The sequence below is a fragment of the Candidatus Planktophila sulfonica genome (assembly GCF_002288065.1).
In the GTDB taxonomy this organism is placed as follows: Bacteria; Actinomycetota; Actinomycetes; order Nanopelagicales; family Nanopelagicaceae; genus Planktophila; species Planktophila sulfonica.
Genome location: NZ_CP016773.1, coordinates 698,089 through 720,124, shown reverse-complemented (window position 1 = coordinate 720,124; position 22,036 = coordinate 698,089). Strand labels below are relative to the sequence as shown.

At 48.9% G+C, this 22,036-nt stretch carries 22 protein-coding genes; 21 read left to right on the top strand and 1 reads right to left on the bottom strand.

Annotated elements, in window-relative coordinates; all coding sequences use genetic code 11:
• The first annotated feature begins 27 nt into the window (after positions 1–27).
• The 13 genes from aspS (at position 28) to nusB (ending at position 11,770) form a co-directional block, all read left to right on the top strand.
• Positions 28–1,767, top strand: coding sequence for an aspartate--tRNA ligase (aspS, locus tag A1sIA56_RS03580; protein ID WP_095673581.1), 1,740 nt, complete (start codon positions 28–30; stop codon positions 1,765–1,767).
• Between the two features lie 18 nt (positions 1,768–1,785).
• Entirely contained in the window at positions 1,786–2,142 is a 357-nt protein-coding gene (locus A1sIA56_RS03575; protein WP_095673580.1) for a DUF948 domain-containing protein, read from the top strand.
• Entirely contained in the window at positions 2,142–4,817 is a 2,676-nt protein-coding gene (gene alaS / locus A1sIA56_RS03570; RefSeq protein WP_095673579.1) for an alanine--tRNA ligase, read from the top strand. Before A1sIA56_RS03575 ends, alaS begins: the two co-directional genes overlap by 1 nt.
• Before the next feature lie 5 nt (positions 4,818–4,822).
• Positions 4,823–5,242, top strand: coding sequence for a Holliday junction resolvase RuvX (ruvX, locus tag A1sIA56_RS03565; protein ID WP_095673578.1), 420 nt, complete (start codon positions 4,823–4,825; stop codon positions 5,240–5,242).
• On the top strand, positions 5,226–6,266 hold the full coding sequence (mltG, locus tag A1sIA56_RS03560; protein ID WP_095673577.1) for an endolytic transglycosylase MltG: 1,041 nt from the start codon (positions 5,226–5,228) through the stop codon (positions 6,264–6,266). Before ruvX ends, mltG begins: the two co-directional genes overlap by 17 nt.
• Positions 6,263–7,069 carry a shikimate dehydrogenase gene (locus A1sIA56_RS03555; RefSeq protein WP_095673576.1) on the top strand — a complete coding sequence of 269 codons (807 nt, stop codon included), beginning with the start codon at positions 6,263–6,265 and terminating at the stop codon, positions 7,067–7,069. The genes mltG and A1sIA56_RS03555 overlap by 4 nt, the downstream gene beginning before the upstream one ends.
• 47 nt (positions 7,070–7,116) lie before the next feature.
• Entirely contained in the window at positions 7,117–7,509 is a 393-nt protein-coding gene (locus A1sIA56_RS03550; RefSeq protein WP_095673575.1) for a prepilin peptidase, read from the top strand.
• 40 nt (positions 7,510–7,549) lie between these two features.
• On the top strand, positions 7,550–8,731 hold the full coding sequence (gene aroC, locus A1sIA56_RS03545; RefSeq protein WP_095673574.1) for a chorismate synthase: 1,182 nt from the start codon (positions 7,550–7,552) through the stop codon (positions 8,729–8,731).
• A 5-nt stretch (positions 8,732–8,736) separates the two neighbouring features.
• Positions 8,737–9,243 carry a shikimate kinase gene (locus tag A1sIA56_RS03540; RefSeq protein ID WP_095673573.1) on the top strand — a complete coding sequence of 169 codons (507 nt, stop codon included), beginning with the start codon at positions 8,737–8,739 and terminating at the stop codon, positions 9,241–9,243.
• A complete protein-coding gene (gene aroB / locus A1sIA56_RS03535) occupies positions 9,240–10,295 on the top strand; it encodes a 3-dehydroquinate synthase (RefSeq protein ID WP_095673572.1) in 1,056 nt (351 codons plus the stop codon). The genes A1sIA56_RS03540 and aroB overlap by 4 nt, the downstream gene beginning before the upstream one ends.
• Positions 10,292–10,723, top strand: coding sequence for a type II 3-dehydroquinate dehydratase (gene aroQ / locus A1sIA56_RS03530; protein WP_095673571.1), 432 nt, complete (start codon positions 10,292–10,294; stop codon positions 10,721–10,723). The genes aroB and aroQ overlap by 4 nt, the downstream gene beginning before the upstream one ends.
• Before the next feature lie 64 nt (positions 10,724–10,787).
• The gene (gene efp / locus A1sIA56_RS03525) at positions 10,788–11,348 is read left to right on the top strand and encodes an elongation factor P (RefSeq protein ID WP_095673570.1); all 561 of its coding nucleotides are present in this window, start codon (positions 10,788–10,790) and stop codon (positions 11,346–11,348) included.
• Positions 11,348–11,770: a transcription antitermination factor NusB gene (gene nusB, locus A1sIA56_RS03520; RefSeq protein ID WP_095673569.1), complete on the top strand. Its 423-nt coding sequence runs from the start codon at positions 11,348–11,350 to the stop codon at positions 11,768–11,770. Before efp ends, nusB begins: the two co-directional genes overlap by 1 nt.
• On the opposite strand, the gene A1sIA56_RS03515 is transcribed toward nusB, so the two are convergent.
• On the bottom strand, positions 11,767–12,267 hold the full coding sequence (locus A1sIA56_RS03515) for a helix-turn-helix domain-containing protein (RefSeq protein ID WP_095673568.1): 501 nt from the start codon (positions 12,265–12,267) through the stop codon (positions 11,767–11,769). The genes nusB and A1sIA56_RS03515 overlap by 4 nt on opposite strands.
• A gap of 125 nt (positions 12,268–12,392) precedes the next feature.
• On the opposite strand from A1sIA56_RS03515, the gene pyrR reads away from it, so the two are divergent.
• From pyrR to pyrF, 8 genes are read left to right on the top strand one after another with little or no spacing between them, the layout of a single operon-like run.
• Complete coding sequence (gene pyrR, locus A1sIA56_RS03510; RefSeq protein ID WP_095673567.1) at positions 12,393–12,926, top strand: bifunctional pyr operon transcriptional regulator/uracil phosphoribosyltransferase PyrR; 534 nt, start codon at positions 12,393–12,395, stop codon at positions 12,924–12,926.
• Positions 12,926–13,873, top strand: coding sequence for an aspartate carbamoyltransferase catalytic subunit (locus A1sIA56_RS03505; RefSeq protein WP_095673566.1), 948 nt, complete (start codon positions 12,926–12,928; stop codon positions 13,871–13,873). The genes pyrR and A1sIA56_RS03505 overlap by 1 nt, the downstream gene beginning before the upstream one ends.
• A complete protein-coding gene (locus A1sIA56_RS03500) occupies positions 13,870–15,156 on the top strand; it encodes a dihydroorotase (RefSeq protein WP_095673565.1) in 1,287 nt (428 codons plus the stop codon). Before A1sIA56_RS03505 ends, A1sIA56_RS03500 begins: the two co-directional genes overlap by 4 nt.
• The gene (gene carA / locus A1sIA56_RS03495) at positions 15,153–16,280 is read left to right on the top strand and encodes a glutamine-hydrolyzing carbamoyl-phosphate synthase small subunit (RefSeq protein ID WP_095673564.1); all 1,128 of its coding nucleotides are present in this window, start codon (positions 15,153–15,155) and stop codon (positions 16,278–16,280) included. Before A1sIA56_RS03500 ends, carA begins: the two co-directional genes overlap by 4 nt.
• Complete coding sequence (gene carB, locus A1sIA56_RS03490; protein WP_095673563.1) at positions 16,280–19,546, top strand: carbamoyl-phosphate synthase large subunit; 3,267 nt, start codon at positions 16,280–16,282, stop codon at positions 19,544–19,546. The genes carA and carB overlap by 1 nt, the downstream gene beginning before the upstream one ends.
• Positions 19,546–20,394, top strand: coding sequence for a dihydroorotate dehydrogenase electron transfer subunit (locus tag A1sIA56_RS03485; RefSeq protein WP_095673562.1), 849 nt, complete (start codon positions 19,546–19,548; stop codon positions 20,392–20,394). Before carB ends, A1sIA56_RS03485 begins: the two co-directional genes overlap by 1 nt.
• Positions 20,391–21,329, top strand: a complete 939-nt coding sequence (locus tag A1sIA56_RS03480) for a dihydroorotate dehydrogenase (protein ID WP_095673561.1) — start codon at positions 20,391–20,393, stop codon at positions 21,327–21,329. Before A1sIA56_RS03485 ends, A1sIA56_RS03480 begins: the two co-directional genes overlap by 4 nt.
• Entirely contained in the window at positions 21,329–22,030 is a 702-nt protein-coding gene (gene pyrF / locus A1sIA56_RS03475) for an orotidine-5'-phosphate decarboxylase (protein ID WP_095673560.1), read from the top strand. Before A1sIA56_RS03480 ends, pyrF begins: the two co-directional genes overlap by 1 nt.
• The last annotated feature ends 6 nt before the right edge of the window (positions 22,031–22,036 follow it).

Below are 22,036 nucleotides of genomic sequence, written 5' to 3'. Positions count from 1 at the left end.
ACCCTCAATTAAAGGCGGCTTTTCACAATGTTAAGAAATCAGGATGCAGGAGCACTTCGCGCTTCCCACGCAGGCCAGACCGTAACCCTTGCTGGTTGGGTCGCACGTCGACGTGACCACGGGGGAGTTGCCTTTATCGATCTCCGCGATGCAACTGGTTCTGTTCAAGTAGTTATTCGCGACGAAAAGATGGCCGGACAACTCCGCGCTGAATGGTGTCTTCAAATTACTGGCGAAGTTGCGCTACGTCCTGCGGGAAATGAAAACTCAAATATTCCTACCGGTGCAATCGAAGTTATGGGCGATGATGTTGTGGTCCTGAGCGAATCTGCACCTCTTCCATTCCCAGTTGATTCCGGAAGTGAAGTTGATATCTCTGAAGAAGTCCGTCTTCGTTATCGCTATCTTGATCTCCGCCGTGAAGGTCCAGCTGCCAACTTACGTCTTCGTTCGAAAGTCACATCAGCCATCCGCAATGTCATGGAGAACCTTGAGTTTCTTGAGATCGAAACTCCCTACCTGACTCGCTCAACTCCTGAAGGTGCGCGCGACTTCCTAGTTCCTGTCCGCTTGCAGCCAGGCAGCTGGTACGCACTTCCACAGTCGCCACAGCTCTTTAAACAACTCTTGATGGTTGCTGGCATGGAACGTTATTACCAGATCGCTCGTTGTTTCCGCGATGAAGATTTCCGCGCTGATCGCCAACCTGAATTCACTCAGCTAGATATCGAGATGTCATTTATCGATCAGGCAGATATCTTGGCTGTTGCAGAAAAGATTTTGGTCAAAGTCTGGAAGGAAGCTGTTGGTTACGACATTCCAACTCCGATCAAACATATGACCTATGCAGATGCGATGGATAAGTACGGTTCAGATAAACCTGACCTTCGCTTCGGATACGAATTAACAGAAGTTACTGAATTCTTTAAGTCCACTCCTTTCCGCGTATTCCAAGCGCCATATGTTGGTGCAGTTGTTATGCCTGGCGGAGCTGATTCACCACGTCGCGAACTCGATGCATGGCAGGATTGGGCAAAAGCGCGAGGTGCAAAGGGAATCGCATACATTCTTGTAAATGCTGATGGCACTCTTGGTGGCCCTGTTTCAAAGAACATTTCTGAAGAAGAACAAGCAGGAATTGCAGCACTCGTTGGCGCAAACCCAGGAGATGCAATCTTCTTCGCCGCTGGTGATCGATCATCTTCTCAACAGCTTCTAGGTGCAGCGCGTCTTGAAATTGGCAAGCGCTGCAACTTGATCAATCAAGGAGCCTGGGAATTCGTTTGGGTCGTCGATGCGCCAATGTTCGAACCGACTGATAACGGGGGATGGACTGCAGTTCACCACCCATTTACGGGTCCTAAGCCTGAATTTGCAGCGACATTTAAATCAGATCCTGCATCTGCACTTGCTTATGCGTATGACATCGTTCTTAATGGAACTGAACTCGGCGGTGGCTCGATTCGTATTCACGATCGCAATATTCAGAAGGATGTATTTACTGTAATTGGACTTTCAGATGAAGAAGCACAGAGCAAGTTTGGATTCTTACTCGAAGCTTTCAATTACGGTCCACCTCCACATGGCGGAATTGCTCTAGGTCTTGATCGCGTATGCGCACTACTCACCGGTTCTGATTCAATCCGTGAGGTAATTGCATTCCCTAAGACTGCAAGCGGTGGCGACCCTCTTACTGGTGCACCAACTCCAATTACTCCTGCGCAACGAAAGGAAGCTGCCATCGATTGGACTCCTCCAAAGGAGTAAGTCAGGTAGGCTAACAACATGGGTCCAGGCGGAATTGCAACGATAATTGCAGCGGCATCACTCTTCGTGATCGCTGTAGCGATTGCCTACACAGTATTTCGAGTAAGCAAGTTCATCGACGAGGCAAAAACCTCCCTCAAAGCATTTACCGATGACACAACTCCGCTTCTCTCGGAGTCAACACGCACACTGGAACTTATCAATGGCCCTCTCGAAAGTTTTGCAAAGATCACCAAGAATGTTGAAGAAGTAACTTCAAAGGTGACCGGTGCAACGACTGGTTTTATGGAAAGTCCTACTGGACGAGTTGCTGGAGCGCTCCTTGGCGCTGCAACTCTCAGCAAGGGCCGCAAGTCGAAGAAAAAATCTGACTAGTGGACTCCGCCGAGATCCGTTCGCGCTGGCTGCGCTTCTTTGAATCCGAAAACCGTCAAGGTTTAACTCACACTGTCGTTCCTTCAGCATCTCTCATCGCTGATGACCCAAACCTTCTTCTTGTTAACGCAGGAATGGTTCCGTTTAAGCCATTCTTTCTGGGTGAGGTAACACCTCCATACAAGCGCGCAACTTCGGTTCAAAAGTGCGTCCGAACCCTTGATATCGATGAAGTGGGAAAGACAACACGTCACGCATCCTTCTTCCAGATGTGCGGAAACTTCTCATTCGGCGATTACTTCAAGGAAGGTGCAATCTCACTTGCTTGGGAACTTCTCACTCGTCCTGTTGCGGACGGCGGATATGGATTCCCTGAAGAACGTCTCTGGGTAACTGTTTATCTTGATGATGATGAAGCAGCTGATATTTGGCATAAGAAGATCGGCATCCCACGCGAACGCATTCAACGTCGCGACATGGCAGATAACTTCTGGTCGATGGGTGTTCCGGGACCTTGCGGACCTTGCTCTGAAATTTACTACGATCGCGGACCTGAATACGGAGTCGAAGGCGGACCAATCGCTGACGAGAACCGTTACATGGAGGTCTGGAACCTTGTCTTCATGCAGAATGAACGCGGTGCAGGTGGCGGTAAAGATGGTTACCCAATCCTCGGCGAACTTCCTGCAAAGAGCATTGATACTGGTTTAGGTCTAGAACGTACTGCAGCTTTGTTGCAGGGCGTAGAAAATATCTATGAAATCGATACAACGATGCAGATTCTCAAGAAGGCATCGGCACTCGCTGGCGTTAACTATGGAAAGTCTCAGAACACAGATGTTTCACTGCGCGTAGTTGCAGACCATGCGCGAACATCAGCGATGTTGATTGGCGATGGAGTTACCCCAGGCAATGAAGGTCGTGGTTACGTTCTTCGTCGCATGATGCGCCGCACGATTCGTAATATGCGTTTATTGGGCGTTAACGATCCGATTATGTCCGAGCTCACTGTTGCAGCAATTGGCGCAATGGGACCTCAATACCCTGAACTTATTGCAGATCAAAAGCGCATTCTCGCTGTCTCTGTGGCTGAAGAAGAGTCATTCCTGCAAACACTCAAGGCCGGAACACAGATCTTTGATATGGCTTCAACTCAGTTGAAATCTACGAAGAAGAACGTCCTTCCAGGAGAAGAAGTCTTCAAGCTTCACGATACCTACGGTTTCCCATTTGATCTGACGCTCGAAATGGCTCGCGAAGAAGGCCTTGAAGTAGATGAAGATGGTTTCCGCCGTCTCATGAACGAACAGCGCGACCGCGCAAAGGCCGATGCGAAAGCAAAGAAGAGCGGCCATACAGATCTCTCCGAATATAAGAAGATCGCAGATTCAAAGGGCGCTTCCTCATTTGTGGGTTACACACATAGTGAAACTGAATCGGTAATCAATGGAATTTTGGTGGATGGACTGAGCGTAGCTTCAGCGAATTCAGGCCAAGATGTTGAAATTGTTCTAGACCGCACACCTTTCTATGCAGAAGGTGGCGGACAGCTTGCCGATGGCGGTCGCATCACACTTTCTAATGGCGCAGTTGTTGAAATTGAAGATGTTCAGACGCCGGTTAATGGACTCTCTGTTCACCGCGGCCGCGTTATCTCAGGTGAGGTAACTACTGGTTCGCAGGCACTTGCTGCGATCGATATGGAGCGTCGCCATGCAATTTCGCGTGCTCACACCGCAACGCACATGGTCCATAAAGCTTTCCGCGAAATTCTTGGAGAAACAGCAACGCAGGCAGGTTCTGAGAATTCACCAGGCCGTTTCCGTTTCGACTTCCCATCGACAGGTGCAGTTCCTGATTCAGTACTTAATGAAGTTGAATCTCGCGTCAACACACTCTTGCTCGATAACTTGGCAGTCACCGCCGAAACTATGACTCAAGATGCGGCAAAGAAGATCGGCGCGATGGCGCTCTTCGGCGAAAAGTACGGAGACCAAGTTCGCGTCGTCAGTGTTGGTGATTGGGCTCGCGAACTCTGCGGCGGAACTCACGTCGAACGTTCAGGCCAACTTGGCGTAGTGAAGTTGCTCAGCGAATCATCTGTAGGTGCTGGTGTTCGTCGCGTTGAAGCACTTGTCGGAGTCGATGCTTATAAATTCTTGGCGCGCGAGCACGTGCTGTTGAATTCACTGACCGAAATTATCAAGGGCGCCCGAACCGAAGAACTTCCTGAACGTATCTCTGATCTACTTAACAAGATTAAGGATATTGAGAAGGAGCTTGCCGCAGTTCGCTCTGCGCAGGCGATGGGTCAAATCGGTGCACTTGCAGATTCCGCTCAAGTTCTTAATGGAACGACGACTGTCACTGCGGTTCTGCCAGATGGCATTACTGGTGATGACCTGCGCAAGATCGCTCTTGACCTCAAAGCTCGCGCACCGCAATCTGCTGTTGCACTTATTAGTGCCAACGAAGGAAAACCTGTTCTCGTGGTTGCAGTCAGCGATGCTGCCAAGGCAACTGGACTTAAGGCAGGCGCGCTCGTAAAGATTGGTTCAACCATCCTTGGTGGCGGAGGCGGCGGTAAAGATGATTTCGCCCAAGGTGGCGGAACAGATGCATCTAAGTCACAGGCAGCTCTTCTCGCTATCGCCGATTCCATATCCGGTAAGTAACGCATATGCGAGGCCGACGTATCGCCTTCGATTATGGAGATGTCCGCACTGGTGTAGCGCTCTGTGATCCCGATGGCATTCTCGCTTCACCGCTCTGCGTTCTTGAGACGAAGTCGAAGAACTTCATTACTGAGATTTCATCGCTTCTTTCTGAACATGAACCAATTCGAATTTTTATTGGCAAGCCCCTGAACATGTCCGGAATTACGGGGGAGAGTGCGGAGAAAGTCGAAGCATTTGTAGGACAGGTTCAATCCATTACCAACCTTCCGATTCAACTAGTTGATGAAAGACTTTCAACAGTGAGTGCGCAGAGGAAGTTGAAGGAGGCAGGGGTATCGATGCGTGACTCGAAGTCACTTATTGATGCGATGGCTGCCGTAGCGATATTGGAACAAGGGCTACTGAGTGAAACTCTGGAATAACTCACCTCTCTCTCGAATTCTCATAGCCCTGGGCCTTGTTGGCGTTGTGACCTTTTCCCTCCACTTTCTTCGAGTTCCTGGCAGTTCCGCGCCTGATTTCCCTTGTGGCTCACCGTCGCAAACTAGAGCCAATATAAACATTGCAGCAGGTGAATCAGGATCAGAGATAGCTCAATCCCTTTTTGATGCCGGAGTCGTCAAATCATCCGGGTCATATTTCCGGGTTGCAGTCGGAGATCCTCGCTCTCAGAAAGTCGCACCTGGTAACCATGAGATTGATCTAAATCTTTGTGCGACAGAAGCCCTCAATCAGCTTCTAGATTCAGCACGCATCACCGGGCTTATCAATATTTTTGAAGGCGCTTGGTTATCTGAGATTCTTCCGCAGTTCTACGCTGCTAACTTTACGAAATCAGATGTAGCCAGTGCGTTAAGTAAGGTTGTTAAACCATCTGGATTCTCATCAATCGAAGGTCTGCTCTTTCCTGCCCAGTACAGTTTCGCAACTGATACTTCAGCGAAAGTGGCTTTACAGAGCATGATCGATAGAGCTTTAAGAGAGATGAAGGCGGCCGGGTTCTACTCTTCACGGGAGAAATTCACGCCGCAACAATTGCTGATCATTGCGTCGCTAGTTCAGGCCGAAGGAAATACCGAGGACTTTGCCAAGATATCTCAGGTAATTCGCAACAGAATTGTCAAAGGTATGCCGTTGCAGTTTGACTCGACTGTTCATTACGTCAAGAAGACACGAGGAAGCATCTTCCTTAGTACTCAATCAACCTTGCTGAATTCACCGTACAACACATATCGTAAATACGGATTGCCTCCTGGACCGATTAATAATCCGGGTGCGGATGCCCTGCGCGCCGCAGTGAACCCAACGCCTGGTGATTGGTTATATTTCATCACTGTCGCGCCATTTGATACCAGATTCACCAGCGATATCAACCAGTTCAATGACTGGAAAGTTGAGTACAAGAAGAATTTACGAGCAGGAAAATTTAGGAGTGAAAAGAAATGAAAGGCGCAGTATTAGGGTCTCCGATTTCCCACTCTTTATCTCCCGTTTTGCATAAAGCTGCCTTTGATTTCCTCGGTCTAGAAGGCACTTACTCTGCAATTGAAGTTACGTCCGGCACTTTGCAAGAGTTTGTACAAACACGTGGCTCTGAGTTCGATTACTTATCGCTGACCATGCCTCTTAAAGAGGAGGTTCTCGCCCTAGACGTTGAAGTTGATGAACTAACTCGCAGAATTCAATCCGGAAATACCTTAATCAATCGCGATAACACGTGGTCACTCACCAGTACCGACGGAAGTGGGCTCGTTGCTGCTCTTGCTCATGCAGAGCTGAAGGAATTCGACTCCGTTTTAATTCTTGGCGCAGGTGGAACTGCGCGGGCAGTGGCGGGTGCCCTTGATTCCATTACAAAGAATTTGCACGTGCTTGGGCGCTCGAGCGTGCGACAAGAAGCACTTGAATCTGCTGTGGTTCATACAAAGTTCGAATATCACAGATGGAACCTTGATGTTGATTTCGGCAATTACGACTTAGTTGTGAATACCACGCCAGCGGGAGCCGCAGATCTTCTCGCCAATTCAGTGCAACCTGGAATTTCGACAACACTTTTCGATGTTATTTACAAGCCTTGGCCGACTGAGCTAGCGCAACGATGGAGTGATTGCGGTGGAAACGTCCTCAACGGATTAGAACTTTTGTTGTATCAGGGTATTGATCAGCTTGAGCTTGTTCTAGAAAAACCATTGGATCGCAACGCTCTTGCCGAACATATACGTCCTCTTTTGCGCAAGGCCTCGCGGTAATACACAAGCGGGATTCAAACGCTAAATAACCTCGTTATCTTGACTAGGTGCTTGTCTCGTCAATACTTGTATTCATCGCAGCCTTTGATATTCGAACCCATCGCATACCAAATTCAGCACTTCTTCTCCTTGTGATCGCCTCTATCTTCAAAAAAGGGTTCAATCTCGATCTCAGAACCTTGGCCCTGACTTCTTGTCTTATTTTCTTATTCACTTGGATATCCGGCTGCGGCTACGGCGACTCCAAACTCCTGTTAGTTCTTCTGAATTTTGTTGTACCGAGTAGTCAGTTTTCGGATTACCTACTGGCGCTCTTGGTGGCCTCCTCATTCCTGGTGCTGGTGCATCTGATTCGAAACCGTTCAATGCGTGGTGATATGGCCTTTGCTCCCGCGCTCTGCGGTGCGGCTTTGATTCTTGCCCCTTGGAGTAATTTCTAAAGGTGAGCGAGAATCACTCGGTATCTGCAAGAATAGGCTCATGCGTTGGATTACAGCAGGTGAATCTCATGGCCAAGCTCTCTCAGCAATCATCGAGGGCATGCCAGCTCATGTTGCGATTACGACTGAAGATATCGATTTCCACTTAGCCCGCCGCCGACTCGGCGTGGGACGTGGTGCTCGACAGAATTTCGAAGCAGATAAAGTCACCATTCTTGGCGGCGTGCGTCTAGGCACCACACAAGGCGGACCGATATCTGTTCAGGTCGGTAACAGTGAATGGCCAAAGTGGGAGAAGGTAATGTCTGTCGATCCAGTTCCTGCAGACCAGATTGAAAACCTTGCTCGTAATGCACCGCTATCGCGTCCGCGCCCTGGGCATGCTGATCTTGTAGGTATGCAGAAGTACGATTTTGATGACGCACGACCAATCCTTGAGCGTGCAAGTGCTCGTGAAACAGCGGCTCGCGTTGCACTCGGTGCAATCGCACGTAATTTCCTCGAGCAGGCTACTGGCATCACAATTTTGAGCCACGTTGTCTCTATCGGTTCGGTTCGTATCCCTGACAATTACGAGCTTCCAGATGCAACAGATATGAAACGCATTGATGAAGATCCTGTTCGTTGTTCAGATCCTGCAACGAGTGCACTCATGATCACTGAAATTGAATCCGCTCACTCTGATGGAGACACACTCGGCGGAGTATGCGAGGTACTTGCCTACAACTTGCCTCCTGGACTTGGCTCACACGTTCATTGGGATCGCAGATTAGATGCGCGATTAGCCGCTGCAATGATGGGAATTCAAGCAATTAAAGGCGTTGAAATTGGTGACGGTTTCCGAACAGCCACACGCCGTGGATCGGTTGCTCATGATGAGATTGAACGCGGAACTGATGGCGCAATTCATCGTCGTACAGATCGTGCAGGAGGAACAGAGGGCGGCATGTCCAACGGAGAGATCTTGCGAGTCTCTGTTGCTATGAAACCAATTTCTACGGTTCCTAAAGCGCTCGACACAATTGATGTAAAGACTGGTGAAGCAGCAAAGGCCATCAATCAGCGTTCTGATGTATGCGCCGTCCCGGCTGCGGGTGTTGTTGCAGAAGCTATGGCAGCACTTGTTTTGGCAGAAGCTGTACTTGAAAAGTTCGGTGGCGATTCAGTTCAGGAAGTTCGTCGTAATTACGAGTCCTATATGAAGAATCTGCGCTTCAAGTAATTCTCATGGCTCCTCGCGTTATTCTGATTGGTCCGATGGGATCTGGAAAGACCACCATCGGTCAGCTTGTAGCGAGCAATTTAGGAATCGCGTTTCGCGACACTGATCATGTCATCGAAGAACGTGCCGGTAAATCAGTATCGGATATCTTCTTGGAAGATGGCGAAGATGAATTCCGTATTCTTGAGAAGAAAGTTCTACGGGATGAGTTGCTCTCAGATGACACAGTTCTTGCGTTGGGTGGAGGCGCGCCTATTTCAGTGGATGCGCAATCTGCTCTGCGAGCAATCGCTTCACCGGTTATTTACCTAGATATATCTCTTGCAACGGTTGCACCGCGCATTGGATTTAATCGCGATCGCCCTTTACTGCTGCACAATCCGCGTGGTCAGTGGCAGACTCTTATGGAGGCGCGTAGACCTATCTATGAATCAATTGCAGATAGCGTCATAGATGTGAATGAAAAGTCTGAGTCAGAGATTGTCTCCCTCGTCTTGGAGGTTCTGAAGTGAAGAGAATTCATGTAAGTGCCGACCGTGAATATGACGTCTGCGTCGACGTTGATTTCAAGGCAGAGCTCGTTGAATTAACCAAAGAGAGAACTCGCGTTGCTATTATTTTTAGCGAATCGATGAAAGATCGGATTCCTACATTCGATTCAGGAGATACCGAATTCTTCTATCTTCCTATCCCAGATGGTGAGGCAGGAAAGTCAGCCAACGTTTTATCCCAAGCGTGGAATTGGTTAGGCGCTGCAGGTTTCACTCGTACCGATTTAATTGTGGGAATTGGCGGGGGAGCGGTAACGGACTTTGCTGGATATCTGGCAGCGAGCTGGCTTCGTGGAGTTGATTGGGTAGCCATTCCTACAACTGTTGCAGGAATGGTTGATGCAGCAGTTGGAGGAAAGACCGGAATCAATAGCGACTATGGAAAGAACCTTATTGGGGCATTCCATTCGCCAATCTCAGTATTGATCGATCCAAAGTGGTTAGACGCTCTCTCGGATCGTGATTTTGCAGCAGGGCTTGCTGAGGTAGTTAAGTGCGGATTTATTCGCGATCAGAAGATTCTTGATCTCATCAAATCAAAGTCACTTGCAGATATTCGGTCCTCTCGCGAGGTAACTCTTGAGTTAATTGAGAGATCTGTTGCAGTGAAGGCGCTCGTGGTCTCTGGCGACTTTAAAGAGAGCTTCGATCGAGAAATCCTTAACTACGGACACACCTTTGGTCATGCCGTTGAACTTCTCTCAAAATACTCACTACGCCATGGAGAATGTGTCTCCATCGGAATGGCTTACATCGCTTATCTCTCAGAAGGCCTGGATTTAATCACTCCTGAATTGCGCGCATTGCATATCGAAACCCTGGTTGCCCTTGGACTGCCCGTTATCTATAAAGGTGCTGAGTGGCCTGAACTTCTCGCAGCGATGAAACTTGATAAGAAGAGTCGTGGTAACTCTCTACGCTTCGTCGTGATTTCAGAAGTTGGAAAGACACAACGACTTGAAAACCCAATTGAGAGCGCGCTGCATGCTGCTTATGAGAGGCTTTGCCAATGAAGGTTCTCGTTCTCAATGGTCCTAATTTAGGGCGCCTCGATATTCGCGACTCTTCGATCTATGGAGATATGACTTACCCAGCTCTTGTTTCACATATTGAGGGTGCGGCAAAGACACATGGATTTGATGCGGATGTTCGTCAAAGTAATGACGAGGCAGAAATCATTGGTTGGCTTCATGAAGCCGCAGATACCAACACCCCAGTAATTATCAATCCAGCAGCTTTCACGCACTATTCATATGCGATCCGTGATGCTGCAGAGTTGGTCAAGGCTCCGCTGATTGAAGTTCATCTTTCAAATCCTTTGGCGCGCGAAGAGTTCCGTCATACATCGGTAATTTCTGGTGTGGCCAATGGAACGATTGGTGGTTTCGGACCAAATTCTTACGTTCTGGCGCTTATCGCGCTCAAGGCGCTTGTCGCCTAATTTCATACTGTAAACTCCGTTCTCTATTGACCTTCGATAGGCGAAGGCATGAACTGGAGTTACCGTGGCAACAACAAACGATCTCAAGAATGGCATGACCCTCGACATCGAAGGTCAGTTATGGACAGTCGTTGAATTCCAACACGTAAAGCCAGGTAAGGGTCCTGCTTTCGTACGTACCAAGCTCAAGCAGGTAATGACCGGCAAGGTAGTAGATAAGACTTTCAACGCAGGCGTCAAGGTTGAAATCGCAATCCTTGAAAAGCGCGAAATGAACTTCCTCTACAAGGAAGGCGACGACTTCGTCTTCATGGATAACGTTAACTTCGATCAGATGACAATTTCAGAAGCAACTGTCGGAGATGCAGCGAATTACATGCTCGAAAACACTGAAGCCATCGTTGCAATTCACGAGGGAAATCCGCTCTACATCGATCTTCCTGCATCAGTTCCACTCAAGATTACTTACACAGAGCCAGGACTTCAGGGTGACCGTTCATCTGGTGGAACGAAGCCTGCAACAGTTGAAACTGGTATTCAGATTCAAGTGCCACTCTTTATCAAGCAGGATGAAATCGTTCTTGTTGATACTCGCGATGGCTCTTACCAGGGTCGCGCCAACTAGTGTCAGCACGCAGTAAAGCTCGCAAACAGACTCTAGATTTACTCTACGAGGCTGATATTCGCGGCGCTTCGGCTGCTGAACTCCTTACTCTTCGCGATGTTGTTGAAGAAGGTCCGGATGCACGTCCAATCCGTGAATTCACCAAGACGCTAATTGCTGGCGTAACAGATAACAAGCGCAAGATTGATGAGCTCATTGCTACTTATGCCCAAGGCTGGGATATGGATCGTCTTCCAGCAGTCGATAGAAATATATTGCGTCTGGGAATTTATGAGATTGTGTGGAGTTCTGATCTCGATGATGGAATCGCGATTGATGAAGCTCTCACTCTTGCAAAAGAACTTTCAACCGATGAATCTGCCGGGTATATCCACGGCGTCCTAGGTCGCATCTCTTCAATCAAGGAAAGCATTGCAATTTAACCGTCTCGTTTCTTGAGAAGAATTCGTTCATCTTCCAGCCAATTCAGTACTTCTGAAATTGGCTCGTCAAAGAGGATTCCAATAGTTTCTAGATCGCTCTGACGTAGAGAAAGTACTTCGCCATTCCAATCTTGTCGAGAGCGGACAATTCGCTGCGCTACGCGGGCCAGCAATTGATAACGATGGTGTGAAGGATGCGAAGAGTCATGGGCTCGCCTATTGATAGCGCGAAGATCTATGACGGTCTTTCCAGAAGTCACCAACTCGATGGGTTTCTCATCAGTGAATAGCTGAGAGACCGGAACTTGGTATAGCTCTGCAATTGCGATGGCACGCTTGACGCTCAGTGTTCTGGCTCCTCTTTCATAAGAACCCAATACGACCGCTTTAAGTGCGCCCTGGCTCAAAACCTCGACATCGCTCAATGAGAGCGATTTAGCCGTTCTAATGGCACGTAACTTGGATGAGACTTCTTGGATGGTGACCTGTGTATTCATGGCGTGACGGTATGTGAGCTACTGCCACGCCTACTTCGCCTATCCACAGGCCGGTGAACTTAAGTGCTAAACTCCCGCCAACATCCTTTAACGACCCGCTCTGCGAGGCGGGGAAGGAGATTTACATGAGCCTTGCCCTGCCGGCGCCAGATATGGCACGCGCTATTACCCGTATTTCCCACGAGATCCTCGAACGTAACTCTGGTTCGGACTCAATCACTCTTCTAGGAATTCCTACACGAGGAGCTCATCTCGCCGCTCGCATCGCTGCCAATATAGAAGCTATCGAAGGGAAGCCGGTTCAATCCGGAACCTTAGATATCACTTTGCATCGTGATGATCTCCGCATGCGCCCACCAAGAGCCCTGATGCCCACAACTATTCCTTCACTTGGAGTCGAAGATCGCAACATCATCTTGATTGATGATGTTCTCTTCTCTGGCCGAACAATCCGTGCCGCCCTCGATGCACTCGGTGAAATTGGTCGCCCAAAGACAGTCCAGTTAGCTGTTCTGGTAGATCGTGGACATAGACAACTTCCGATCAAGGCTGATTACGTCGGCAAGAATCTTCCTACCTCGCCAACGCAGATCATCAAAGTTCAATTCACTGAACTCGATGGCGTAGATGCTGTCTCACTCGAAGAAGGAGGCAAGTAATGCGCCATCTTCTCTCGATCTCAGATCTCAGTAAAGTCGAAGCACTTCAAATTCTCAATACAGCAGAAGAACTCGCAAGAGTTTCTGATGGGCCAATGAAGAAGTTGCCGACTCTTCGAGGTCGCACGATTGTAAATTTATTTGCTGAAGATTCGACTCGTACTCGCATCTCTTTTGAAGCAGCGGCAAAGAGATTGTCTGCAGATGTCATTAACTTCTCTGCAAAGGGATCGAGTGTCAGTAAAGGTGAATCCCTGAAAGACACTGCGCAAACTTTGCAAGCTATGGGAGCAGACGCAGTAATCATTCGTCATAGCGCATCTGGCGCCGCACAGCGCCTAGCAGACAGTCAATGGATGACTGGGTCTGTCGTGAATGCAGGCGATGGAACGCACGAACACCCAAGTCAAGCGTTGCTCGACGCCTTCACGATTCGTAGACACTTGGCGCATGGGGGAGACGACCTTACTGGTTTACATGTTGCCATCGTGGGTGATGTTCTGCACTCACGCGTTGCGCGTTCAAATGTCCTCTTGCTAACAAAGCTTGGCGCACAGGTAACACTCGTCGCTCCGCCAACACTTCTTCCGGTCGGAGTCGAGTCATGGCCGGTGAAGGTTTCTTACGACTTCGATTCAATTATCGAATCAGTGGATGCCGTAATGATGCTTCGAATTCAGATGGAGCGAATGACAGAACTCTTCTTCCCAAATGCTCGCGAATATTCGCGCTACTTCGGACTCAATAAGGATCGTCTCAAGAAGATGAAACCCACTGCAATCGTGATGCACCCAGGACCGATGAACCGTGGCCTTGAGATCACAGCCGATAGCGCCGATAGCGCCCGTTCGGTAATTCTCGAGCAGGTAACCAACGGTGTCAGCGTCAGAATGGCAATTCTTTATCTACTTCTCGCAGGGTCTCAAGAGATTGGAGCATCAGAATGAGTTCAACAATTCTCATCTCGGGAGGCACGCTGCCAGATGGAAAGAAATCTGATCTTCTTATCAAGGATGGAAAGATCGCTGAGATTTCACCAAAGATTGAATCAAGCGATGCTCGGATCATCGATGCTTCGAAATCAGTTGTACTTCCAGGTCTTGTAGATCTACATACTCACTTACGTGAGCCAGGTAAGGAAGATGCTGAAACTGTGGAATCCGGATCGCAAGCTGGCGTTAAGGGTGGATTTACCGCGCTGAGCGCCATGGCAAACACTTCACCTGTTGCAGATACCGCTGGAGTTGTGGAACAGGTTTACCGCCTCGGTCAATCAACAGGTTTGCTTGATGTCTTTCCTATTGGAGCTGTCACTCGCGGACTGGAAGGCGAACATTTAGCCGAGATCGGAGCAATGGCTGACTCTGTTGCCCGCGTTCGAGTTTTCAGTGATGATGGACATTGCGTCTTTGATCCTCTGGTGATGCGTCGCGCTCTTGAATATGTGAAGAAGTTCAATGGCGTGATAGCACAACATGCGCAAGAACCACGTCTGACCCAAGGTTCACAGATGAACGAGGGAATTGTTTCATCGCAACTTGGCCTCAAGGGATGGCCAGCAATTGCTGAAGAAGCAATTATCGCCCGCGACGTTCTTCTTGCAGATCACGTTCAAGCTCGCTTACATATTTGCCACTTAACTACAGCCGGCGGTGTTGAGATTATCCGTTGGGCGAAAGCTCGTGGCATAAACGTGACTGCAGAAGTTACTCCGCATCATTTACTTCTTACCGATGAACTTGCACGCAGCTACGATCCGGTATTTAAAGTAAATCCACCTCTTCGCACTGAAGCAGATGTGATGGCACTTCGTGAAGCTCTTGCCGATGGAACTATCGATATTGTTGCAACGGATCACGCACCGCATCCTGCAGAGACCAAGGAGTGCGAATGGCAAGAAGCATCCTTCGGAATGCTTGGCCTCGAGACGGCGCTCAGTATTGTGAACAAGACCATGGTCGAGACAGGTCTCATCAATTGGGCGACAGTGGCCGAACGCATGAGCTATGCGCCAGCGCGAATCGGCCTTTATGAAAACCATGGCCAAGAGCTCAAGGTAGGTGCGCCTGCGCACATTGCTGTGATGGACCCAACCTCACTGTTCAGGGTCGATAGAGACCTAGTAGCCTCAAGAAGTCGCAATACTCCGTTCCATGGCATGGAGCTGCCAGGCCAGATTGTCGCAACAATCTTTAACGGTGAGGTTGTTTTTGAAGGGGGTCGTTCATGAGTAAAGCTTTCTTCGTACTCGATGATGGCCGAATCTTCGAGGGAACATCATGGGCAGCTACCGGTAAAACTTTTGGTGAGGCCGTCTTTCAGACAGGAATGACGGGATATCAAGAGACTCTGACGGATCCTTCGTATCACAAGCAAGTTGTTGTGATGACTGCGCCCCATATCGGCAATACCGGCGTCAATGCCTATGACAATGAATCTAAGAAGTATTGGGTTGCTGGTTTCGTCGTACGAAACCCTTCGACGCTGACAAGCAATTGGCGAAGCGAGAATGACTTAGAGGCTGAATTGATTAGCCAGGGCATTGTTGGAATTCAAGGCGTTGATACTCGAGCAATTACTCGCCATTTACGCGATCGAGGCGCAATGCGCGTAGGCATCTTCTCAGGTCTTGAACTATCTCGCGAAGAGATGGTTATAGAGGTTCGTAAGCAACAGGCAATGAGCGGCGCTTACTTGAGTGATGATGTTTCTACGGACACAACTTATGTAGTTCCAGCAATCGGTGAAAAGAAATTTACCGTTGCAGCACTTGATCTAGGTATCAAAGGCGCAACACCTCGTGCCATGGCTGAACGTGGGATTGAAGTTCATGTCATGCCATACAACTCATCATTTGCAGATATCCAAGCTATAAATCCGGATGGTGTATTTCTCTCTAACGGTCCCGGAGATCCAGCAACGATGACCGAGACCATTGATTTGGTACGTGAAGTTCTCGGTGAAGAGATTCCAGTCTTTGGTATCTGCTTCGGCCACCAAATTCTTGGTCGCGCTCTTGGTTTCGAAACCTATAAATTGCAATTCGGTCATCGTGGAATCAATCAACCTGTTTTGGATCGCAAGACCGGAAAAGTGGAAATCACTGCGCATAATCATGGGTTTGCGCTCCAAGCTCCAACCGATTCAGGATTCTCGACTGTTTATGGCCCCGGCCAGGTGACGCACGTATCGCTTAATGACGGAGTTGTTGAAGGTCTAGAACTCACAGAACGCGGCGCTTTCAGCGTTCAGTATCACCCAGAAGCGGCAGCCGGTCCTCATGATGCCGCTTATCTCTTCGATCGCTTCGTTGACCTCATGGTTGCTTATCCAAGAAAAGTTGAGGCTCTTTAATGGCACGCGATACTTCGATTAAGAGCGTTCTCGTTATTGGTTCAGGCCCGATTGTGATTGGTCAAGCGTGCGAATTCGATTACTCAGGCACACAAGCTTGTCGAGTTCTTCGAGCCGAAGGCATCCGTGTCATTTTGGTTAACTCAAACCCTGCAACAATCATGACGGATCCTGAATTTGCGGATGCAACCTATATCGAACCGATTACCCCTGAATTCATCGAACGCATCATTGCCAAAGAACGTCCAGATGCTGTTCTTGCAACGCTTGGTGGTCAGACCGCACTCAATGCTGCGATAGGACTCTTCGAAGCCGGAACACTTGATAAGTACAACGTGAAATTGATTGGCGCTGATGTGGCGGCTATCGAAAGAGGCGAGAACCGAGAGCTATTTAGAGCTATTGTTGAAAAGGTCGGGGGAGAATCAGCTCGTTCCATTATTTGTCACACAATGGATGATGTCATGGGCGCAGTTGGGCAACTTGGCTATCCGGCGGTTATTCGTCCATCTTTCACCATGGGCGGACTTGGTTCAGGTATTGCCTTTGATGAGGAAACACTTCGTCAGATTGCCGGTGCTGGTCTTCGACATAGCCCAACTTCTGAAGTTCTCATCGAAGAGTCAATCATTGGTTGGAAAGAGTACGAACTTGAAGTAATGCGCGACAAGGTCGATAACGTTGTTATCGTCTGTAGTATCGAGAATATCGATCCCATGGGTGTTCACACCGGAGATTCGATCACTGTCGCCCCAGCTCTGACTTTGACTGATGTTGAGTACCAGAAGCTTCGCGATCTATCGATCTCAATCATTCGTGAAGTCGGTGTCGATACGGGTGGATGTAATATCCAATTCGCAGTTAACCCTGACACGGGTCGCATCATCGTCATCGAAATGAATCCACGCGTATCTCGATCGAGTGCACTTGCTTCAAAGGCGACAGGTTTCCCCATCGCCAAGATTGCAACCAAACTAGCAATCGGTTATACCCTCGATGAGATTAAGAATGACATCACGCAGGTAACTCCAGCATCATTCGAGCCAACACTCGATTACATCGTTGTGAAAGCTCCACGTTTTGCCTTTGAAAAGTTCCAGGATGCAGATCCACGCTTAACGACCACGATGAAGAGCGTTGGCGAGGCGATGGCCATCGGACGCTCATTCCCTGAAGCTCTTATGAAGGCACTACGTTCACTAGAACGTAAGGAAGCAATTTTCACCTTTACGGATGCACGTTCAACAGACGAAAAGTCCAGCCTTCTCGAGTCGATGAAGATGCCGACTGAATATCGACTTCAGCAAGTTCAACGCGCACTCTGGTTGGGTGCAACGATGGATGAAGTTTTCGCCTCAACCAAGATAGATCGTTGGTATTTGCGCCAAATCGAAATCATTAACGATGTAGCGCGAACTATTGGTGAACCAGGCGAACTCACTTTTGATCTTTTGAAGTTAGCAAAATCGACTGGGTTCTCAGATGCTCAGATTGCAACTGTTCGCGGAATGGCTGAGGCAGATGTCCGCAAAGTGCGCCATCAAGTAAATCTTCGTCCTGTATACAAGACGGTTGATACATGTGCGGCAGAGTTCGAGGCCTTTACTCCATACCATTACTCAAGCTATGAGGAAGAGACGGAAGTTCGTCCACGAACAAAGCCTGCCGTCATAATCCTTGGCAGTGGTCCTAACCGAATCGGTCAGGGAATTGAATTCGATTATTCGTGCGTTCACGCCTCCTTCACCTTACGTGCTGCAGATTATGAAACCATCATGATTAACTGCAACCCAGAGACAGTGTCGACTGACTACGACACTTCAGATCGCCTCTACTTCGAGCCGCTTACCCTTGAAGATGTTCTTGAAATTGTTCATGCCGAATCACAGGCTGGTCCAGTGCTTGGTGTCATCACACAACTGGGTGGGCAGACGCCGCTTGGTTTAGCTGCAGGGCTCAAAGCTGCAGGCGTCACGATTCTTGGAACAAGCCCTGATGCAATTAACTTGGCTGAAGAGCGAGGTGCATTTGGTCAGGTTCTTAAGGATCAAGGACTGACAGCACCGGAATTCGGAATGGCTTCTTCTCAAATGGAAGCTCTCTCCATCGCACAACGTATTGGTTATCCAGTTCTGGTTCGCCCAAGTTTTGTTCTTGGCGGTCGCGGCATGGAGATTGTTTACGATGATGAGGCCCTTTCAGGCTTCATTTCGCGCGCTACAGATATCACTCCGGACCACCCAGTACTTGTTGATCGATTCCTAGATTCTGCAATCGAACTTGATGTCGATGCACTTTATGACGGAACTGAGCTCTTCCTCGGTGGAATCATGGAACATATTGAAGAAGCTGGAATTCACTCTGGCGATAGCGCATGTGTATTGCCTGCAATGACGATTTCTGATTCGCAAAGAGTGCAGATCCGCGAAGCAACGTTAAAGATTGCCCAAGGCGTTGGGGTTTCCGGACTCATCAATATTCAATTCGCAATGGCTGATCAAGTTCTTTATGTACTCGAAGCAAATCCACGCGCATCGCGCACCGTGCCATTCGTCAGCAAGGCAACAGGCGTCCCTCTCGCAAAAGCTGCAGCGCGAATCTCTCTTGGTTCGACAATTGCAGAGTTGCGCGCAGAAGGTCTACTTCCAGCACAAGGCGATGCCGTTGCAAAGGGGATTAGCGTCAAGGAGGCTGTGCTTCCATGGAACCGCTTCCGACGAGCAGATGGTCGCGGAGTCGATGCAGTACTTGGACCTGAGATGCGTTCGACTGGTGAGGTGATGGGCATTGCAGCGACATTCGGTGAGTCTTATGCCAAGTCGCAGATAAGTTCTTTTGGACCACTTCCTAAGTCAGGGACTGTATTTATCTCACTGGCGGATAAAGATAAGAAGCACGGGATTGCACCTGCACAAGGATTATCGGCGCTCGGATTTAGACTCCTTGCAACCGATGGAACAGCTTCATATCTTGCAGAACATGGAGTATCGACTGTTGTCGTCCGAAAGAATTCGCAAGGAACTGGACCAATGGGTGAGAAGACAATTGTCGAAATGCTCAACGCAGGTCACATTGATCTTGTTATCAATACCCCCGTTGGTCGTGGTACCCGAGCAGATGGCTGGGCTATTCGCACAGCGGCTGTTCAGCGTTCTATTCCTATCATCACGACGACAGCTGGTTTCAGCGCTGCTGTCGAAGGAATCAAGGCCTTACAGGCGGGCGAATTGAGCGTTTCGCCAATTCAAGAGTGGTTGAAACGCTAATGGCTACGATAAATAAGAGCGCACTTCAGCAAGTTGTAACCATCGTTTCAAATAAACGTATCGGTGCCTATCACCAGATTCTTCTCAATGTCGGAGATATTGTGAAGAGCTGTCGTCCGGGTAACTTCGTTGCCATTCGCGTTGGAGGCGATACATCTAAGATGATTTTGCGTCGCGCATTCGCTATCTCTCGAGTCGCAGACAATTCCCAATACGGGGGCACAATGGAATTAATTGTTGCCCCACATGGTTCGGGCAGTAAGTGGCTCTGTTCTCAGCAAGAAGGAGCAGAGATTGACATCATTGCACCCCTTGGAACCGCATTCGGAATTCCTACAGAACCAATCAACGCCCTTCTTATTGGTGGTGGTTATGGCTCAGCTCCGCTCTTCGGATTGGCAGATGTTCTTAAAGGCCGTGGCTGCAAGGTTGACATGTTGTTGGGTGCGAGCGTTGGTACAAAGATTTATGCACCGATGGAAGGTAAGAGGTCTGTTAACTCGCTAAAGATCTATACAGAAGACGGATCTATGGGTGAAACCGGGCGCGTGACTGAGAATCTTCTGGAAATTGTTAGAGATCGAAACATCGACGTTATTTATTCATGTGGTCCAATGGCGATGCTTTCCGCAATTACTGCCCTAGTCGCTGACACCGAAGTAATTCATCAATGCGCTGTTGAAGAATCAATGGCGTGCGGTGTTGGTATCTGCATGACCTGCGTATTGCCAGTACAAAATGACGATGGAACAACATCGATGCTGCGATCATGTATCGATGGTCCTGTTATGGATGGCGCCAATGTTCGTTGGGATCTTGTCGGCAAAGTTCCGGAGGCACTCGCATGACGCTTCCAGTGGATATGTCTACAACTCTTGGAAATGCATGGTTTCCAGCTCCGTTATTTACAGCCAGTGGTTGTGCAAGCAGCGGTAAAGAACTAGCTCAATTCTTCCCTCTCAACCAGATTGGTGCTGTTGTCACCAAGTCTGTGATGAGCAAGCCGCGCCATGGACGTCCTACGCCGCGTATGGCTGAGACTCCGTCAGGAATGTTGAACTCAATCGGTCTGCAAGGCCCAGGTATCGACTCGTTTTTAGCTAACGATGTCCCTTGGTTATTGGAGCAGAAAGCAAGAGTCATTGTTTCAATCGCTGGTGAAACCGTAGAAGAGTACTCAACTCTCGCTCGTAAGCTTCGATCTGTTTCAGGCATTAGCGCTGTCGAAGTAAATATCTCGTGCCCGAACGTTGAAAACCGTGGCCTTGTCTTTGCGTGTGACCCTGATGCCTCAAGGCGAGTTATCGATGGCGTGCGAAAGACAATTGGTGGCGACTTACCCATCATCGCGAAACTTTCACCTGATGTAACTGATCTACCATCAATCGCACGAGGCGTAGTCGATGCTGGCGCTGATGGATTAGCGCTTATCAATACGGTCTTAGGGATGGTTATTAATATTGACTCAATGCGACCACATCTTGGTGGCAAGACAGGCGGACTTTCTGGTCCTGCGATTAAACCTGTTGCAGTACGTGCGATCTATCAGGTGCATGCTGCTCTTCCTAAAGTTCCAATTCTTGGAATGGGGGGAGTCGCATCAGGCCGGGATGCACTTGAACTAATTTTGGCAGGTGCTTCAGGAGTATCTGTTGGTACTGCAAGTTTCGGAAACCCATCAGCTCTTATTGAGATTCAGAATGAATTGCGCGATCTTCTTGCAGCTCGTGGTTTTGCCACTCTGCAACAAGCCATCGGCTACGCACATAGAGAAGAGGCGTAATGAAAGCCCCAATAGTTCTAGCTGTTGATACACCAGATATCGAGATCGCAAAGCAATGGGTTGCGGCAACCCAAGATTCTGTCAGTGTTTATAAGTTAGGCCTTGAATTCTTTCTATCCTTCGGCCAAGAAGGAATCCGTGCCATCCAATCCGAGACTGATGCGGACATATTCCTCGATCTCAAACTTCACGATATTCCTCACACAGTTCAAGGGGCAGCTAAGGCAATCGAAAACTTAAAACCTAGATTCCTTACCGTTCACGCATCTGGTGGTCGAGCAATGGTGAAGGCTGCGGTGGATGCAGTTCCTGCAACCGATGTCACTGCTGTAACGATTTTGACCTCACTTTCAGAAGAGGATCTCTTTGAAATCGGCTACGCAAATCCAGCCCTAGAGAGCGCAGTAGCTCTAGCGAAAATGTCAGTTGATGCTGGTGCTCGAGCAATTGTCTGTTCTCCACTTGAAATCGCGGCAATCCGTTCGGCAGTAGGACCAACGCCTCACATTATTACCCCAGGAGTTCGCCCTCTCTCTGAAGTAGGAAGCGATGATCAAAAGCGGACCATGACACCGAAGGATGCAATCTCCGCGGGTGCTTCTTTCGTGGTGATTGGTCGTCCAATTACCAAGGCATGGTCTGATGGGGCGCAGGCAATGAAGTCAAAGGCGCGATTCATCGCTGACGAGATTCTCAACTAGATTTAT

What these genes read in the sequence shown, in the direction of transcription:
- pyrR (WP_095673567.1), top strand. Translation starts at nt 12,393, where the DNA reads ATGAGCCTTGCCCTGCCGGCGCCAGATATGGCACGCGCTATTACCCGT.
- aroC (WP_095673574.1), top strand. Translation starts at nt 7,550, where the DNA reads ATGCGTTGGATTACAGCAGGTGAATCTCATGGCCAAGCTCTCTCAGCA.
- carB (WP_095673563.1), top strand. Translation starts at nt 16,280, where the DNA reads ATGGCACGCGATACTTCGATTAAGAGCGTTCTCGTTATTGGTTCAGGC.
- A1sIA56_RS03555 (WP_095673576.1), top strand. Translation starts at nt 6,263, where the DNA reads ATGAAAGGCGCAGTATTAGGGTCTCCGATTTCCCACTCTTTATCTCCC.
- A1sIA56_RS03515 (WP_095673568.1), bottom strand. Translation starts at nt 12,267, where the DNA reads ATGAATACACAGGTCACCATCCAAGAAGTCTCATCCAAGTTACGTGCC.
- A1sIA56_RS03505 (WP_095673566.1), top strand. Translation starts at nt 12,926, where the DNA reads ATGCGCCATCTTCTCTCGATCTCAGATCTCAGTAAAGTCGAAGCACTT.
- A1sIA56_RS03485 (WP_095673562.1), top strand. Translation starts at nt 19,546, where the DNA reads ATGGCTACGATAAATAAGAGCGCACTTCAGCAAGTTGTAACCATCGTT.
- A1sIA56_RS03500 (WP_095673565.1), top strand. Translation starts at nt 13,870, where the DNA reads ATGAGTTCAACAATTCTCATCTCGGGAGGCACGCTGCCAGATGGAAAG.
- aroQ (WP_095673571.1), top strand. Translation starts at nt 10,292, where the DNA reads ATGAAGGTTCTCGTTCTCAATGGTCCTAATTTAGGGCGCCTCGATATT.
- A1sIA56_RS03575 (WP_095673580.1), top strand. Translation starts at nt 1,786, where the DNA reads ATGGGTCCAGGCGGAATTGCAACGATAATTGCAGCGGCATCACTCTTC.
- pyrF (WP_095673560.1), top strand. Translation starts at nt 21,329, where the DNA reads ATGAAAGCCCCAATAGTTCTAGCTGTTGATACACCAGATATCGAGATC.
- aspS (WP_095673581.1), top strand. Translation starts at nt 28, where the DNA reads ATGTTAAGAAATCAGGATGCAGGAGCACTTCGCGCTTCCCACGCAGGC.
- A1sIA56_RS03480 (WP_095673561.1), top strand. Translation starts at nt 20,391, where the DNA reads ATGACGCTTCCAGTGGATATGTCTACAACTCTTGGAAATGCATGGTTT.
- carA (WP_095673564.1), top strand. Translation starts at nt 15,153, where the DNA reads ATGAGTAAAGCTTTCTTCGTACTCGATGATGGCCGAATCTTCGAGGGA.
- ruvX (WP_095673578.1), top strand. Translation starts at nt 4,823, where the DNA reads ATGCGAGGCCGACGTATCGCCTTCGATTATGGAGATGTCCGCACTGGT.
- A1sIA56_RS03540 (WP_095673573.1), top strand. Translation starts at nt 8,737, where the DNA reads ATGGCTCCTCGCGTTATTCTGATTGGTCCGATGGGATCTGGAAAGACC.